The organism is Cellvibrionales bacterium, assembly GCA_016713115.1.
Taxonomy (GTDB): domain Bacteria; phylum Pseudomonadota; class Gammaproteobacteria; order Pseudomonadales; family UBA7239; genus UBA7239.
Genome location: JADJPU010000001.1, coordinates 1694370 through 1710750, shown reverse-complemented (window position 1 = coordinate 1710750; position 16381 = coordinate 1694370). Strand labels below are relative to the sequence as shown.

The 16381-nt window shown below is 52.9% G+C and carries 19 protein-coding genes and 1 pseudogene; 13 read left to right on the top strand and 7 right to left on the bottom strand.

Going from position 1 to position 16381, the window contains the following annotated elements:
* Positions 1 to 94 precede the first annotated feature (94 nt).
* Together cysK and IPK30_08470 are read right to left on the bottom strand one after the other, a co-directional pair.
* Entirely contained in the window at positions 95 to 1060 is a 966-nt protein-coding gene (cysK, locus tag IPK30_08475) for a cysteine synthase A (protein MBK8103304.1), read from the bottom strand.
* The gene (locus IPK30_08470) at positions 1057 to 2127 is read right to left on the bottom strand and encodes a DUF2066 domain-containing protein (GenBank protein ID MBK8103303.1); all 1071 of its coding nucleotides are present in this window, start codon (positions 2125 to 2127) and stop codon (positions 1057 to 1059) included. The genes cysK and IPK30_08470 overlap by 4 nt, the downstream gene beginning before the upstream one ends.
* A 78-nt stretch (positions 2128 to 2205) precedes the next feature.
* Between IPK30_08470 and IPK30_08465 the strand changes: the two genes are divergently transcribed.
* From IPK30_08465 to IPK30_08455, 3 genes are read left to right on the top strand one after another with little or no spacing between them, the layout of a single operon-like run.
* The gene (locus tag IPK30_08465; protein ID MBK8103302.1) at positions 2206 to 4032 is read left to right on the top strand and encodes an adenylate/guanylate cyclase domain-containing protein; all 1827 of its coding nucleotides are present in this window, start codon (positions 2206 to 2208) and stop codon (positions 4030 to 4032) included.
* Positions 4033 to 4043: 11 nt separating this feature from the next.
* Entirely contained in the window at positions 4044 to 4532 is a 489-nt protein-coding gene (locus IPK30_08460; GenBank protein MBK8103301.1) for an SH3 domain-containing protein, read from the top strand.
* Positions 4533 to 4536: 4 nt separating this feature from the next.
* Positions 4537 to 5412: a M48 family metalloprotease gene (locus IPK30_08455; protein MBK8103300.1), complete on the top strand. Its 876-nt coding sequence runs from the start codon at positions 4537 to 4539 to the stop codon at positions 5410 to 5412.
* A 64-nt stretch (positions 5413 to 5476) separates the two neighbouring features.
* Here IPK30_08455 and IPK30_08450 read toward each other — a convergent pair whose 3' ends face one another.
* The 3 genes from IPK30_08450 to IPK30_08440 all read right to left on the bottom strand — a co-directional run bounded on the left by IPK30_08450 (position 5477) and on the right by IPK30_08440 (position 8859).
* Positions 5477 to 6484 (bottom strand): aspartate carbamoyltransferase, encoded by a 1008-nt coding sequence (locus IPK30_08450; protein MBK8103299.1) that lies wholly within the window; start codon positions 6482 to 6484, stop codon positions 5477 to 5479.
* Positions 6484 to 7914, bottom strand: a complete 1431-nt coding sequence (gene sbcB / locus IPK30_08445) for an exodeoxyribonuclease I (GenBank protein MBK8103298.1) — start codon at positions 7912 to 7914, stop codon at positions 6484 to 6486. Before sbcB ends, IPK30_08450 begins: the two co-directional genes overlap by 1 nt.
* A 78-nt stretch (positions 7915 to 7992) precedes the next feature.
* Positions 7993 to 8859, bottom strand: coding sequence for an OmpA family protein (locus IPK30_08440; GenBank protein ID MBK8103297.1), 867 nt, complete (start codon positions 8857 to 8859; stop codon positions 7993 to 7995).
* A gap of 213 nt (positions 8860 to 9072) precedes the next feature.
* On the opposite strand from IPK30_08440, the gene IPK30_08435 reads away from it, so the two are divergent.
* The 10 genes and pseudogenes from IPK30_08435 (at position 9073) to greB (ending at position 15305) form a co-directional block, all read left to right on the top strand.
* Entirely contained in the window at positions 9073 to 9480 is a 408-nt protein-coding gene (locus IPK30_08435; protein MBK8103296.1) for a hypothetical protein, read from the top strand.
* 3 nt (positions 9481 to 9483) lie between these two features.
* Positions 9484 to 10233, top strand: coding sequence for a sulfotransferase domain-containing protein (locus IPK30_08430; protein MBK8103295.1), 750 nt, complete (start codon positions 9484 to 9486; stop codon positions 10231 to 10233).
* 26 nt (positions 10234 to 10259) lie between these two features.
* Positions 10260 to 10853, top strand: a complete 594-nt coding sequence (locus IPK30_08425; protein ID MBK8103294.1) for a LemA family protein — start codon at positions 10260 to 10262, stop codon at positions 10851 to 10853.
* Positions 10854 to 12212 (top strand): M48 family metallopeptidase, encoded by a 1359-nt coding sequence (locus IPK30_08420; protein ID MBK8103293.1) that lies wholly within the window; start codon positions 10854 to 10856, stop codon positions 12210 to 12212.
* A gap of 25 nt (positions 12213 to 12237) precedes the next feature.
* Positions 12238 to 12792 carry a hypothetical protein gene (locus IPK30_08415; GenBank protein MBK8103292.1) on the top strand — a complete coding sequence of 185 codons (555 nt, stop codon included), beginning with the start codon at positions 12238 to 12240 and terminating at the stop codon, positions 12790 to 12792.
* Entirely contained in the window at positions 12789 to 13775 is a 987-nt protein-coding gene (locus IPK30_08410) for an NAD(P)H-quinone oxidoreductase (protein ID MBK8103291.1), read from the top strand. The genes IPK30_08415 and IPK30_08410 overlap by 4 nt, the downstream gene beginning before the upstream one ends.
* Complete coding sequence (locus IPK30_08405) at positions 13772 to 14101, top strand: stress response translation initiation inhibitor YciH (GenBank protein MBK8103290.1); 330 nt, start codon at positions 13772 to 13774, stop codon at positions 14099 to 14101. Before IPK30_08410 ends, IPK30_08405 begins: the two co-directional genes overlap by 4 nt.
* A 93-nt stretch (positions 14102 to 14194) precedes the next feature.
* Positions 14195 to 14434 carry a DUF4160 domain-containing protein gene (locus tag IPK30_08400; protein ID MBK8103289.1) on the top strand — a complete coding sequence of 80 codons (240 nt, stop codon included), beginning with the start codon at positions 14195 to 14197 and terminating at the stop codon, positions 14432 to 14434.
* Positions 14394 to 14654: a DUF2442 domain-containing protein gene (locus IPK30_08395; protein ID MBK8103288.1), complete on the top strand. Its 261-nt coding sequence runs from the start codon at positions 14394 to 14396 to the stop codon at positions 14652 to 14654. The genes IPK30_08400 and IPK30_08395 overlap by 41 nt, the downstream gene beginning before the upstream one ends.
* 142 nt (positions 14655 to 14796) lie before the next feature.
* Positions 14797 to 15305, top strand: a pseudogene (gene greB, locus IPK30_08390) (transcription elongation factor GreB).
* Here greB and IPK30_08385 read toward each other — a convergent pair.
* Complete coding sequence (locus IPK30_08385) at positions 15274 to 15972, bottom strand: hypothetical protein (GenBank protein MBK8103287.1); 699 nt, start codon at positions 15970 to 15972, stop codon at positions 15274 to 15276. The pseudogene greB and the gene IPK30_08385 sit on opposite strands and share 32 nt — an antisense overlap.
* 24 nt (positions 15973 to 15996) lie before the next feature.
* Positions 15997 to 16380 (bottom strand): lactoylglutathione lyase, encoded by a 384-nt coding sequence (gloA, locus tag IPK30_08380; protein MBK8103286.1) that lies wholly within the window; start codon positions 16378 to 16380, stop codon positions 15997 to 15999.
* Between the last annotated feature and the right edge of the window lies 1 nt (position 16381).

The following is a 16381-nucleotide window of genomic DNA, read 5'->3' as shown; positions in this document are numbered from 1 at the left end:
GTCCATCATGAATGGGGTGGGCGGGTGGACGAACAAAAAAGAGGGCGCGCGATTTTAACCGGCTGCGCCCGAAGAATACATTGCGCGCGGCGAATTACTGCTGCTTTTCCTGCTCGCTAAACAAGCCCTCAAACAGCGGCGACGACAAATAGCGCTCGGCGGAATCCGGCAGCACCACCACCACGGTTTTGCCTGCGTTTTCTGGGCGCGCCGCCACGCGCTCGGCCACGGCCATGGCTGCGCCGCTGGAAATGCCGGCGAGTATGCCCTCCTCTTTCATCAAGCGGTGCGCCCACTGCACGGCTTCCGCATCGCTCACTGCTTCCACAGCATCCACCATCGCCATATCCAGTGTGCCCGGAATAAAACCCGCGCCCAATCCCTGAATTTTGTGCGGTGCATGTTTCAAGTCTTTGCCTTCTTTCACAGCGCGCATCACATAGGACGATTCCGGCTCTACGGCCACCGAGGTAATGGCCTTGCCCATCCGCTGTTTGATGTAGCGCGAAACGCCAGTAATGGTGCCGCCCGTGCCGACACCGCTGATCAAAATATCAATTTCGCCGTTGGTGTCGCGCCAAATTTCTGGCCCCGTGGTTTGCTCATGCGCTTGTGGATTGGCTGGATTTTCAAACTGCTGCAACATTAAAAAATGCGCGGGATTACTCGCCACGATTTCTTTTGCTTTAGCAATGGCGCCGTTCATGCCGAGCGCAGGATCTGTCAGCACCACATTGGCACCCAGCGCTTTCAATAACTGACGGCGCTCCAAACTCATGCTGGACGGCATGGTTAAAGTCACGGCATAGCCTTTTGCAGCGCCGACAAAAGCGAGCGCAATGCCGGTGTTGCCGCTGGTTGGTTCTACCAATTCCATACCCGCTTTTAACACGCCGCGCTGCTCGGCATCCGCCACCATGTTGGCACCGATGCGACACTTTACCGAGCCCGCTGGATTACGGCTTTCAATTTTTGCAAAAATTTTATGTTGCGAAATACGGCTGAGTTGAATCAGCGGGGTACCACCAATGCTCTGACTGTTATTTTGAAAAAGACTCATTGCACGCCTCCATCGATCCAAAGATAGTGCCACACAGGCACAGCTGCTGCTTCACCTTCTTGTATTGGTGAAGCGATTTCTTCTTTCCATTGCACGGATTTAAACAGCGCAAATAAATTGCGAAAACTTTCGCGGCCTTTCACATCCAAATCCACCATTACGGTACTGCCGTTGATTTGCATGCCGCGAACGCGCTCCACCGTATCCAGCTGTTCTAAATACTGGCGCAGCTGCATAAACGCCGCATAGCTGCGCACATCGTCAATCTGTAAACGCAGTGCTGCAGGGCCGGTATCCGTGGTAACACTGTTGCGATAACTATTTGACAACCATTCTGCCGATCGACGCATCACAGCATCCAACAACGCAGCCAGCGTTGCTGCTTTTTCTGTCAACTGCTGCTCTTGCTCACCCGCACGCAACACCCACTGACCCAACCAGCCTTTTGCGTCACTGCCGCTAACATTGCCCAACAACAGCGCGTTGGCACCGCGTTGTATCGCCAGCGGCAGTAGCGCCGCTGCATCCAAACTCTGCACGCTGGCTGTCGTGGTGATATCCGTTGTCGCTGCATCCAATAACAAGACCGGCACACCACGCGCTAAACCTACTTGCTGCATCATTGTCGCGGCCGCTTCGTTATCGCTCGCTGATAACAAACGGTTTTGTTCATCCACCATCAGTAACAACACTTGCGGGCGATCCAGCGGCCACACAGCAATGCCCGCATCGCGCAAAAGTTTTTCTATCGCCGTTTGTTGAAACACTAAATGCAAACGCCAGCCCAAGATTTTTCCATCCGCCGTTTTGTCCTGCAAATAAGAAAACTGCGCGACGAAATTTTCGGCTTTATTTTGCGTAGCGGCGATTTGCGTGTTGCCATCCAAGCGCTGGCCACTCATTTTTTCCAACACACGCAACAAACCGGCGCGCTCAGCAACAACTCTGTCTTCAGCCGATTGACTCGCCACGGGCACATCCACCGCATACGGCTGTTCCAAACGCACAGCGTGCGCAACGCTGCAACAGCACAACAAAAACAGAGCGACGACAGATGAAATTTTCATAGCGCAGACAACAAGATGAGGTAACAGAAAGCGGCGGTCAGACTGCTACAATACTGCTGCCATTACAAGGATTGACACATGTTGGCACGCCCACTTTCCCCCACACTGCTCGTCACTACGGCACTGGCCGTACTCGTTCTCTGCTTGCCCGCACTGTGGCCTGCCAGCGCGCGTTTGGATTTTCTGTGGCTGGATAAACTCACCGCGCAACAAGCCCTGCGCGAGCGCGCCGACAGCGACATCGTGTTGATCGACATCGACGACTACAGTTTGCGCGCCATGGCCGACAGCATTGGTCGCTGGCCCTGGCCGCGCGCCACTCACGCCGAGTTGGTGGAGTGGCTGTTGGCGCAAGGTGTACGCAGCGTGGTGTTTGATATCTGGTTCAGCGAGCCGGATATCCAACGCCCAGAATTCGATCAATATTTCGGTGAAGTGCTGAATCAACACAGCAACATTTTTCTGCCCACTCTGCTGATGAATACCGCACAGCCTGAGCAAGCAAGATTGCTGAGCAACTATCCCAACAACCTCCCGCTGCAACGCACAACGCAAGCACAGGCCGATGCACGCGGCGATTTGCTGCTGCCCGCTATGGGCGCGCCCGAACACTGGCAACTGGGTTTGATCAACTATTTAGCCGATGCCGATGGCATTGCGCGCCACTATCAAACACGGCAGGAAAAACAGGGCTGGCAGCTACTCTCGCTGCCGCAGGTTGTGGCGGATACACAGCAACTCGACACGCGCAACACGCCCTCTCCACTGCGTATTGCATGGCGCGGCAACGGCGTAGATTCCCCGCATGCACGCCATAGCTACGCGGATATCTGGGTCAAGGTACAGGCGGGGCAGTCGCAGGATTTCGCGGGGAAAACCATCTTTATTGGCGCCACCGCCGCCGGCCTGCACGACCTGCGACCCACCCCGCTCAATGCGCAATACCCGGGGCTGTATTTGCTGGCCAACACCTTCGACAACCTGAAAAACCAGCAGTGGCTGAACTACCACGCTGGGGCTGGCGTGCTGATCGGCCTGCCCTGGTTGCTCTGGCTGCTGTGGCGCTTGCAACAGCAAAAACCGCTGTTGGCGACAGCGTGGCAATCAACCCTGATCGCCGCACTCTTGGCTACCGCCAGCCTGTTGGCCATCCGCCAACACCAGCTGTTGCCGATCATTTCACCGATGATCGCCAGCTTGCTGTTGCTCGGCACCGGCACAGCACTGCGCTACTGGCAGGAGCGCGCCGCCAAGCAGGCCGCCATCGATATGTTTGGTCGTTTTCTTGACCCTATCGTGGTGCAGCAGCTTGCCGAACAAGGCTTAAACGCCGAGACACAGGCAAGTAAACAGTGCGAGATCAGCGTGCTGTTTTCGGATATACGCGGCTTTACCAGCATGTCGGAAAAAGCGAGTGCTGCCGAAATCATGGCGCTGTTGAATGCTTACTTCACGCGGCAGGTGGGCGTAATTTTTAAAAACCACGGCACGCTGGACAAGTTTATTGGTGACGCCATCATGGCCTTCTGGGGCGCGCCGCTGGCGGATGAGCGACACGCGATCAACGCCGTGTCTGCCGCACTGGACATGGTGGACGAACTGGAGCAGTTCCGCGCCGAACACAATCTCAGTGAGTTTGATGTGGGCATCGGCATACACTCCGGCCCCGCCGTGGTCGGCATGTTGGGCTGTGACCAGCGCTTGGAATACACTGCCATCGGCGATACTGTGAACCTCGGCAGCCGCTTGGAAGGTGTTACCAAGGGCATCGCCCGCATACTGGTCTCGCAGAGCACGCGCGATTTGTGCGGCGAGCAATTTGATTTCATACCGCACGGAGCCTGCACGGTAAAAGGCCGCGAAGAACCCGTGAATCTTTACGAACCTAGGAGGAAAGCACCGTGAGGAAAAACACCATGACCAATACACGCACCACCGCACCGCGGCTGTTGTTAAGTAGCTGCCTGCTAGCTACGGCGCTCGCCGCGCAAGCCGACACAGGGCAAACCACCGCTGCTACGGAGCTGAAGCAGGCACCGAATGCCAGCAGCGCCACGGTCAGCCAGCTGTCTTCCGGCCAGACTCTGCAAATTGGCACGCGCCAAGGCGCTTGGTACCAAGTAAAAACGCCGCAAGGCGAAGGCTGGGTGCGCATGCTGAGTGTGCGCCTGCAAGGCGGCGCCACGCGCGGTGGTGAATCCACCATGAGTGGACTGGCGAGTTTGGCGCAAGCCTCGCGCAGCAACACTACCGTGGCCACCGGTGTGCGCGGGCTGTCACGCGAGCAATTGCAGAACTCGCAGGAAGATCTCGCCGAAGTTGCGCGCATGAATCAATACCAAGTGAGCGCAGAAGAAGCGCGTCAATTTGCTCAGGCCGCTGGCCTGCCCGCGCCAAGGAGATAAGGCCATGCGCTATTCAAAAGTGATTTCTCGTCTTTCCATACTGCTTGCTTCTCTGCTGCTGATGAGTTGTGCCGCGATGCGTGGCGTGAATGTCGGCGGTTATGACCTAACGCCACTGGCCGACGCCGGCGACAAGCTCGCCAAAAGCTCGGCCGGTACCACCGAACAGGAAGAAACCGAAATCGGCCGCCACATGGCTGGCACGCTGCTCGGCGCTTCTAAACTCAGCCGCCAGCAAAATCAGCAGCGGTATGTAAACCGCGTAGGGCGTTTGCTCACTCTGCACAGCACGCGCCCCGGCTTGAACTGGCATTTCGGCGTGTTAAATGACAACGATGTGAACGCTTTTGCCGCACCCGGTGGTTATGTGTTTGTCACCAGCGGTTTGCTGAATATGTTGGACAGCGAAGCGCAACTGGCCGGTGTGTTAGCGCACGAAATCGCGCATGTGACACACAAGGATTACCTCAACGCGATGCGCAGCAATAACCTGCTCGGCGCAGCCTTGGATGTGGGCGCGTTTGTCGGCTCGGCTGCCACGGATGGACGCATGAGCAGCACTGAGCGCGAGTTTGCGCAGCGCGTGGTAAATGCCTCCAAACAAGTGTACGCACGCGGTTTGGATAAGAGCGACGAGTACGCCGCCGACAAAGCCGCCTTGGATCTGATGACAGATGCCGGTTACGACCCTTACGCGTTTGTCGCCGTGATGCAGAAACTGGAAGCGCGCTCGGCGCGTGACAGCGGCATGGCGTTATTGCTGCAAACGCACCCTAGCCCTACGGATCGTTTAACAGAAATGAGCACCACCATGGACAGCATGCGCGTGCCTTCCACAGTGCAGACTTTGGAAAAACGCTTCCAACAATCTGTGCGTTAAACCCCTCAAACAAACTGGCGCGACGACACCATCGTCCGCCAGTTTTTTTATTTCCGCTCGCTGCTTATCGCCCGCGAAACCAGCGCACATCCAGCGCGTGTTTATCCACCAACTCCACCACATCCAACACCAGCGCAAACAGCGCCATGCGGATCAACACGCCGTTGTCTGCTTGACGAAAAATAGCGAGGTTGGGGTTTTCATTTAAGTCGTTATCTAATTCATTCGCTTCTGCACGCGAATCGCGCGGCAACGGATGCATGATCACGGTGTTCGGTTCGCAATATTGCGTATAAACCTGTTGATTGAGACGAAACTTGCCGCGATACACATCCGCTTCTGCCTTGCTGGAAAAACGCTCTTCTTGAATGCGCGTGGAGTAGGCAATATCCACCTTGCCTATGCTCGCTTCCAGTTGATCCGTTTCTGTCACGCGTATGCCGGCACTGCGCATCATCTCCACCAGCTCCGGCGGCATCGCCAATTCTTTGGGAGAAATTAATGTCACTTGCACACTAGGGTACAAACAAAATAATTTGCACAAGGAATGCACGGTGCGACCGTATTTCAAATCGCCAATCATCGCAATGCGCAACTCCGACAAACTGCGCCCGCGCGATTCAATTTCTTTGCAGATGGTGTACAAATCTAGCAATGCCTGACTGGGATGCTCGTTCGCGCCATCACCGCCGTTAATTACCGGCACGCGGCTCGCTGCGGCAAACTCCGCCACGGAACCCGCTTGCGGGTGGCGCATGCAAATCACATCGCTGTAGCCAGACAGCACGCGCGCGGTATCGTGCAGCGATTCGCCTTTTGCCAAGGCCGAGGATTCAAAACCGGTGGTTTCGCGCACTTCGCCACCGAGCAAATTAAATGCGCAACCAAAACTCACGCGCGTGCGTGTGCTCGGCTCAAAAAACATATTGCCGAGAATCGCGCCTTCCAACACCCGCGTAACGCGCTTGCGCTGTGCGTAGGGTTCCATGCGATCAGCTACCGCAAAAATGCGCTCAATATCGGCGCGTTCAAATGACGCAATAGAAAGAATATGTGATCCGGGAAAATGCATCAGTGAACCTCCGATTCCCACGCCCGCAACGCACTCAGCACGGCTAAGTTTTCTGGCGTTTGTTGCTGAGCTTGTTCTAGTTCTTGCAGTTGTGTGAGATAACTCTCTCGCGTCAACCAATCGTCGCTTATTTTAGTGTGCAAGCGGTGCTGGCGAAACTCATCCCATTGCGCCTTTTCATCCGCCGACAAAGATTCAGGGAAATTGCGCGCACGATAGCGAAACAACAACTCGGCTAAGCGACCATCGTGGAAAGAAAAATTTCGCGCTGCTAGTTCCTGCGGCGCGGCTTTGCGCACGGCCTCTTGCTCGCGTTTATCGGATGGACTAAAAAAGCCATCGTAGATAAGAAACTCTGCATCGCGCACTGTGGGCTCGTATGCCTGCTGAAAAACTTCCATCAATTTGCTGCACACTTGCGGCAATGCCGTTTGCAATACCTGCCAATGTTTTTCACACAGACTGCGATCTACACCCAAACGCGCTGCAACCGTTTCATTCAATAATTCTAGCGGTGCCAGCATGGGAGATTTATTTCTGTGTACGGTTTTGATCGCCAACCTTTCCACGCCTTCTTCCAAATCGGCACTGGCAGTAAAAATGCGGCGGCGAATTTCATCAGCAGATAATGCGATCAGCGCCGCAGGATCCTGCATCAAATCAAAAACCACCACACCGTTACTATTGGTTGGATGTGGCATCAAGGGCATCACCAAGGTAGTGAATAAGCGTTTGCCGCCTAACTTGCCTGAAGTGTGCAGCACTGGCCGATGTGTTGTTAAATCCAGCAAATCGGCTACATTTTTTTTATCGCGTAAGCGAAAAGCAAAATCATAAAAACGCGGCTGTGCCTGTTTCAATTTTCGTGCGATGGCAATCGTCGCACGCACATCCACCAAGGCATCGTGCGCGCCGGCATGTTCAATACCGTTGGCCGCCGTTAGCGCCTCTAATTTCATCACCGGATTGCCCAGCTCATCCACCGGCCATTCGATGCCCTCCGGTCGCAGCGCGCGCGCCATGCGCAGCACATCCAAAATATCCCAGCGCGAATTGCCGTTTTTCCATTCGCGCTCGTACGGATCGTAAAAATTGCGGTACAGCAGTTGCCGCGTAAATTCGTCGTCAAAACGGATGTTGTTAAAACCCACACCGCAAGTGCCGGGGCGGCTCAATTCGCGCAACACTTGTTTGGCGAACTGCACATCCAGCACGCCGTGTTGACGACAAAACTGTGGCGTGATGCCCGTAATCAGGCAGGCGACTGGGTCAGGCCAGCTGTCTTGCGGCGGCTGGCAATACAGCATCAGCGGTTCGCCAATTTCATTGAGATCTTCATCCGTGCGAATGCCGGCAAACTGAGCAACACCACACCAGCGCGGGTTGCGGCCGAAAGTTTCGTAGTCATGCCAATAGAGCGTCGTGCTCATTGTTTTCCTCTGCTAACTCAAAAATTCTGGGCATAAAAAAACCCGGCGAACCGGGTTTTTATTCTACGCATCTAGCACTTATTGTGGCAGACCAGTCACAACAGCTTCGATACGGCGGTTGGCTTGACGGCCAGCAGAAGTCTCGTCGCTTTCAACAGGCTCCAACTCGCCACGACCAGAAGTTTCGATAGCGTCTTGGTTTCCACCCTCTTCTACCATCCCTTTCTTAAAGGCATCAGCGCGACGCTCAGACAGACCTTGGTTATAGGCATCTGACGCTTGGCTGTCAGTGTGACCTACGATAGTCGCTGTGCTGCCTGGGTTGGCTTTCATTGCTTGTGCAACAGGGATGATCTCTGCGCGGTCAGCTGGACGCACTTTGCTCTTATCAGTGTCGAAGTGAGCGTGCAGGGTTTTGGTCATTACTACAGCTGGCGCTACTTTTTCTGGCTCTGGCTCAGCAACGGCTTCTTCATGTGTGCCGAAGTGATAGTTCACAGACAAGGTGCTAGTCATGTATTCGGTATCTTCAACACCGCCCAACACAGTGAGGCGCGCCTCAACATTGTCAGTGAAGTAGTGAGATACAGCCACGCCCAATACTGGCTCTACTTCGCTGTTGGTGTAGCGCAGGTTCTGAATACCACCCACAGCCAAGATCTGAGTTTGCTCGCCCCACAGGCGATATGCAGCAGTCAAAGAAACTACTTCTTGGTCATCAGTATTGAAGCCAGACAGTTGGCCCAGCTCTACAGACCAGTCTGGGTTGAAGTGGTAACCCACTTGTACGCCGGCTACGCCTTCATTGACAGTTTTTTCGAGGTCAGCGTGGCTGTCGAAGTAGCCTGCGCTTGCACCAGCGTAGAAGTGATCGTCTGCTTGCGCAGCGCTTACGCCCAAAGCCAGAGCAGATACCGCAAAAGCGGCAACCAGTTTGTTTTTCATACCCAGTTCTCCTTAGTGATAAAAAACCTAGTCGGACGAAAAGCCCTGACATAGGCCAATGTGAAAAAATTGTTAAGCACAACATTTACCGCGCGCAGCGTATTACAAAATTTTCACAATTGCCATGCCTATATCTATTTTTTTTAGAGATAAATCGGGGGGATAACAGCCGCTACAATGCCGTTCATCACTCTATAAGTAGAAGGAAGCCCCATGACCCTCGGCAGTTGGAACCCCACTGACGGTACTGAAACCGTCACCTATCGTGTAAGCGGCGATCTACTCCAGCGCTGCATTGCCTTTGCTGTGGCAGATAACTGGCAAGAATTGCCCGCGTGGGAACGGCAGCTCCCCTCTGGCAGCAACCAAGTAATGAAGCTCGGTGCTCACGACTGGCAGGATGTACTGACGCCTCTTGCTGAGGGCGCCCTGCTGCAGCTGGTGCGCTTCTTCACCTTGATAGAACAACAGCTCCCCCACTGGCACGGCGGCGATAAATCGCCTGTGATCTGGATCAGCCGCTTGCTCAAAAAACGCGGCACGCCGCTGTCGCGTGAAACTGTGCTGTGGATCAAAGCCAACTCCGACAATCGCTTCCTGCCCAACGGCCCTGTGCTGTAAACCATGCAAGCTCCTCACTTTCTGATTATTGGCACCCAGAAAGGCGGCACCTCCAGTCTTTACAGCGCCCTCACTCAACACCCGCAAATACTGCGCGCTGCCCGCAAGGAAGTGCATTTTTTTGATCAGCATTACGGCCGCGGACAGGCTTGGTACTTGCGCCAGTTCCCAACCTGCGCCGCCGAACAAATCACCGGCGAAGCCTCGCCTTTTTACATGGCACACCCGCTGGCTGCTCAGCGCATCGCCGAACACTGCCCGCAGGTGAAATTGCTGGTGCTGCTGCGCAACCCCGCCGACCGCGCCATCTCCCACTACCACCAGGAGTTTCGTCGCCAACATGACTTGCTCACGCTGCCAGAAGCTTTGGCAGCCGAAGAAGAACGCACACAGAGTGATTGGTCGGCGCTGGCCGCCGGCAAGTTACTCACTCACAGCGCAGCGCAGCGTTTTAGCTACCGCGAGCGCGGTCACTACGCCCAACAACTACAGCCTTTTTTGCAACGCTTTCCGCGCGAACAAATAGCCATTTTTAGCAGCGAATCTTTTTTCCAAGAGCCGCTTACCGTATTGGCGCAGCTGTACCGTTTTTTGGGCGTCGATTCCGCGTTTCAACCAACTGACCTGTTTCCACGCAAACCCGGCAACTATGGCCAAGCCGATCAAGTCGTGCGGCAATCTTTGCTACAGTACTACCAGCCACACAACGAAACCCTGTTCTCTCTGATTGGACAGCGCTTCGACTGGCAGTAACCCCACTACTCACACGGAGGCTCATCATGGGCAGCGGATTGATTACCTTAATTGTTCTCGCGGTGATCGCGTTTTATCTGATTTCTTTGTTCAACAAGCTCGTCAATTTAAAAAATCGCTATCAAAACGCGTTTGCACAAATCGATGTGCAATTAAAAAGGCGCTACGACTTGATTCCCAACCTGGTGGAAACCGCCAAAGCCTATATGGCGCACGAAAGCAAAACTTTGGAAGCGGTGATAGAAGCGCGCAACACAGCATCGAAACAATTACAAACGGCTTCCTCCAACCCAGCGGATGCGAGTGCCATCACCAATCTCGGTCACGCTGAAACACAACTGGGCGGCGCACTGGGCAGATTTAATGTCACCATGGAGGCCTACCCCGATCTCAAAGCCAATCAAAATATGATGCAGTTGTCTGAAGAACTGACCAGCACCGAAAACAAAGTGTCTTTTGCACGACAAGCCATGAACGATTCCGCCACCGAATACAACACGGCGCGCCAATCCTTCCCCGCCAATTTCTTGGCTGGTTTTTTTGGTCACACCAAAGACATGGCGCTGTTGGAATTTGAAGACCGTCCGGCGATTCAAGCGGCACCGAAAGTCAGTTTCTAAATGAATTATTTTCAATCGCAGGCAAACGCCAAGCGTCACACCGGATGGCTAGTGCTGTTGTTTGCACTGGCCGTTATCGGTTTGATTGGCTTGACGCAACTGCTGGTACTGTTTGTCATTGGCTACAGCAACAGTACAAGCACCGCACAAAACAGTTTGCCCTTCGCGCAAGACTGGGTGCTGATGGCAGAAATCGCTGTCGCTATTGCTGTGGTTGTCGGCTTGGCTTCGCTATACAAAATGCGGCAGTTGCGCACCGGCGGCGCGGCTGTCGCCACCCTGCTCGGTGGGAAATTATTGGAACGCGCCAGCAGCGACCTGCATGAAAGAAAAATTCTTAATGTCGTCGAAGAAATGGCTATTGCATCCGGCGTGCCTGTTCCTCCCGTGTACATTTTGGAGGAGCCATCTATCAATGCCTTTGCCGCCGGCCACGATCATCACGATGTCGCCATCGGCATCACACGCGGCGCGATTCAACTGCTGTCGCGCGACGAATTGCAAGGCGTAGTCGCGCACGAATTCAGCCATATTTTTAACGGCGACATACGCATCAATTTACAACTGATGGGCTGGCTGTTCGGCATTTTATTTATCGGCTTGATCGGGCGCTTTTTACTCGATAGCAGCAGCAACAGCCGCCGTTACAGCCGCAACAACAAAGGCACTTCCGGTGTAGCTATGCTCGGTTTGGGTTTCATCATTATCGGCTATGTCGGTACTTTTTTTGGGAAATTAATTAAGGCAGCGATCAGTCGTCAGCGTGAATTTCTTGCCGATGCTTCTGCCGTGCAATACACACGCAATCCAGAAGGCATTGCTGGTGCGTTAAAAAAAATCGGGGGCTACGCTTCCGGTTCTTTTATCACACACCCCAATGCCCCGCAGGCCAGCCATTTATTTTTTGGCGAAGGCATCAATGCGCTCACCTCGATGTTTGCCACGCACCCGCCGCTGGAAGACCGCATCCGCGCTATTGATGCGCGCTGGGATGGTGAATTTACTGCTATTGATGCCAACTCCATCGTTGTTGATAAACCTGCTATCGATCCATCGCGCGTACAAATCGTGAACGGTGAAATTCAATACACGCCTCCCTCTGTAACACCAGCTAGCATTGCCGCAGTCAGCATCGCTGCCGCTTTAGAACAGCATCGGCGCACCGCAACCAGAACATTTGCGCGAAGCCAAACAGCGTCTGATCGACATACCCGAAGATTTACAAAAACTGGCGCGAGAATCTTGGGGGGCCAGCGCCATTGCTCACTGCTTGCTGCTAGAGCGCCACACACTAGACAACGCACACGCGTTTGCTGTTTTACAAAAAAATACGCAAGGCAGTGTTTTTACTCTCTGTGAAAAAATTGCCGAACCCGTAAAACAATTGCCTTACAAATTGCGTCTGCCCTTGTTAGATTTGTGTCTGCCCAGCTTGAAATTATTAGGCACCGAGCAGCGCGAGCAATTTCTGCAAGCTGTCATCACACAAATCAATGCCGATCAACACATCTCATTATTTGAATGGTCGTTGTATCGAATTTTGCGGCAATCACTCGACGCACAAAAATACGCCAGCAGTTCACACTCTTTAGCAGCAACGCAAAATAGTTGTCGCACAGTGTTATCGGCTTTGAGTTTGGCCACTCACACACAGGAGACTGCACCAACTTTTTTCAACACCGCTTGGCAGCAACTCGGCCTACCTGCTGCCGCTTGTGATCTAGCTGTGTTGTCAAACATCAGCGCGCTCGATCAAGCCGTGCAACAATTACGCGGTTTGCAAGCCTTGGCAAAACCTCGCCTGTTAAAAGCCTGCTGCGCCGCCATTGCAGACGAGCAGCAACAATACAGCGCAGAAGCCATAGAATTGCTGCGCGCGGTGGCCGACACACTGGACGCACCTATTCCACCGATTGCCGCGCAACAAACTGCTGCATGAAACAGCGTTTTATCCAACATCTACCCAATCAATCCCTGCAAATTGCAGAACAAACACTGCGCAATATTGGTGACGATGAAGTGCTGATTGCCGTGGCTGCTTTCGGCATCAATCGCCCTGATTTATTGCAAAAAGCAGGGCTGTATCCTGCACCAGCTGATGCTTCGCCCATACTCGGTTTGGAAGTGGCTGGCACCGTCATTGCCTCTGGAAAATCCGTGCAGCAATGGCGCGCAGGTGATCGCGTCTGCGCACTAGTTAACGGCGGCGGCTATAGCAATTACTGCTTTGCACCCACAACACAGTGCTTGCCTTGGCCAGACAACTACAGCGCGGCAGAAGCCGCCTGTTTGCCCGAATCTTTTATTACGGTTTGGCACAACTTATTGCAACGCGGGAAATTACAAGCAGGCGAAACCGTTTTAATTCAAGCAGGCAGCAGCGGCATAGGCACCACCGCCATCCAACTTGCCACACTCGCTGGTGCGCGCGTTTTCACCACCGCCGGCAGCGCAGAAAAGTGTGTGCGCTGTGTCACTTTAGGTGCAGAAAAAGCTTTTGATTACCACCACGAAAATCTCACGGAACAATTATTGGATGCCACACAAAAACACGGCGTGGATGTCACGCTGGATATCCTTGGCGACGCTGCGCTGGCACAGCACATCAAACTCGCGGCAGTGGATGGGCGTATCGTCAACATCGCCGTACTGAACGGCAGCAAAAGTGAAATCAATCTTGCCGCAATGATGATGAAGCGTTTAACCATCACCGGCTCCACGCTGCGCGCGCAATCTGCTGCACAAAAAGCCGCTATCGTGAGCGATATTCGTCAGCGCGCTTGGCCGTGGATAGCCAGCGGCGCGTTTCGCCCTATCATCGACAGCACATTTGATTTCCAACAGGTGGAAACAGCGCATCAACGCATGCAAAACCGTACACATTTTGGAAAAATCGCCATCACGATTGAAGAAAACTCATGAGCAAAAAAGACAGCAAACTGGTTTACTCCACCGATGCAGGTCGCATCAAATCCATCGACCCGCTGCCCACTTTGCCGCCTAAAGGTGACGGCTTTATTCGCATACGCCGCGAAACCGCTGGGCGCAACGGCAAAGGCGTGACCACACTTACCGGCTTTGAGTTGCCTGCTGCTGAATTACAAATACTCGCCAAACAATTGAAACAACTGTGCGGCACCGGCGGCACGGTAAAAGAATGGACGATTGAAATTCAAGGCGACCAGCGCGAAAACCTGAAAGCCGAGTTAGAAAAGCGCGGCTTTAAAGTGAAGTTGGCTGGTGGTTAAACAAAAGTAAGCGGCACCACTGGCATAGATACCACCGTATAGGCCGGTATGCTATCTTGATTGACACTGCATGTTGCATAAGGCGCAGGAGACATGAGCCCAACTATCCACCGAGAGAAAGGCTATCGTTTCTTCTTCTTTTCCAGAGAAGAGTCAAGAATACATGTGCATGTCATGTGTGAGTCCGGCGAAGCTAAATTTTGGTTAGAGCCGGAGATTGAGTTGGCAAAAAATTTTAACTTGAGCCGCGTTCAACTTCGTGAAATTGAAACAGTTATTGAGGCACATAACCATGAGTTCATTAGCGCTTGGAAAGAGCACTTCGGCGGCTGAAGTAACCCACATCTCTAGTCATGGCATTTGGATTTTTTCTCAAGGCGAAGAGTTGTTTATGTCTTACCAAGATTTCCCTTGGTTCAAAGAGCAACCATTAAAATCTATTCTTTTCGTACAAGAGTCATCAAATGGTCATCTGTACTGGCCAGAGATTGACGTGGATCTAACCTTAGAAATCATTAGGAACCCTGAGCGGTTTCCACTCCAAGCAAAGTGAATTCGTGGCAAGTTAGATCACTTGTCACACACAACCATCTCGCACCACGAGCCATCATTTTTTGCATACAGACAGTCAACGCAACTTTCTTGTGCTTTAGGCCTCACAGTAATGAGCTTGCTCTAGAAATCGGACACCCATCATGGGACGCTATCGACCGCCAACACCCAAAGGCTCCGCCTACATCACGGCAGAAGGCGCTGCGGCGCTGCGCGCTGAATTGCATCAATTATGGAAAGTGGAAAGACCGCAGGTGACTGCCGCTGTACACGAAGCGGCAAAAAACGGCGACCGCTCAGAAAACGGGGATTACATTTACGGCAAACGCCGCTTGCGTGAAATTGACAGTCGCGTGCGCTATTTGAGCAAACGCTTGGAAACACTCACTGTGGTGGATCGCATCCCAGATCAACAACACAAAGTATTTTTTGGCGCGTGGATTACGGTGGAAGACGAAGACGGCAATGAGGCGTGCTACCGCATTGTAGGGCCCGATGAAATTGACCCAGCGAAAAATTGGATCAGCATGGATTCACCCCCTTGGCGCGCGCGGCGCCTGGCAAGCAACTCGACGATGAAATCACCTTCCAAACCGCACACAACCAACGACAATTATTTATCACAGCAATAAGCTATCAGCCTGCTCACTGATACCGAACATCCGGCGATACAACACACCGATCACCGCCATCATCATCGGCATAGTCCAGATTAAACCGATTCCCAAGGGCAACATCGACAAAAACAGAATTAATCCCATCACAAATAACAGGCCAAACAGTTTGAACCAGTGGTGCGTTACAGCTTTGCGCGATGCTTCAAAGGCATCGATGATGGAGAGATTTTTTTCCAACATCAGCGGCACTGCAAACATCAAAGCAATCGACAAATAAATACCGGGGATAATAAACAACAACAAACCTAATACGATGGCCATCATCATGACAATTTGTAAACCGATAATCGCCAAACCTTTGCTGTTGTAATAAGCAAACAACTGTTTAACAGTAATCGGTCTTCCCATGGCCATGTGAAGACCCATCATTGTGAGCGCAGCACTCATCGGCATCATGGCAAAACTCAATAACTGAATAACGGCTTGTGCGCGTGCGCTCTCTTCTTCACCCAACCCTGCAATCACCAAAACCAACGCAATAAAATAAACAAGAAAGTACACAGAAGTGATGATGGCATATGGCAACTTGTAGCCATCAATCCTCGCCCAAGCTTCCGACAACACTTCGCCAATGGTGAAATCGTATTGACCAGCAACGGCTGTTTCCAACGAGCCATGTTGATTGTTAGGTGTTGCGCTCATTATTCACTCCTGATTGTTTTATTTTTAATGTTTTGCCAATAACTCTATGCGGTAGCCATCAGGATCTTCCAAAAATGCCAACACCGTTGTACCTGCTTTCATCGGCCCCGGTTCGCGCAAAATCTTGGCGCCCTTAGCACGCATAGCATCCACCGCTGCCTGCACATCATCCACTTCTAGCGCGATATGCCCGTAAGCCGTTCCCAATTCATAACTGTGCACACCCCAGTTATAGGTGAGTTCAATCACGGTGTTTTCTGCTTCGCTGCCGTAGCCGAGAAATGCCAAAGTGAATTGCCCGTCGGGATAATCTTGCTGACGCAACAAGGACATTCCCAACACATCGGTGTAAAAAGTAATTGAGCGCGGCAAATCGGTCACGCGCAACATAGTGTGCAATAAACGCATT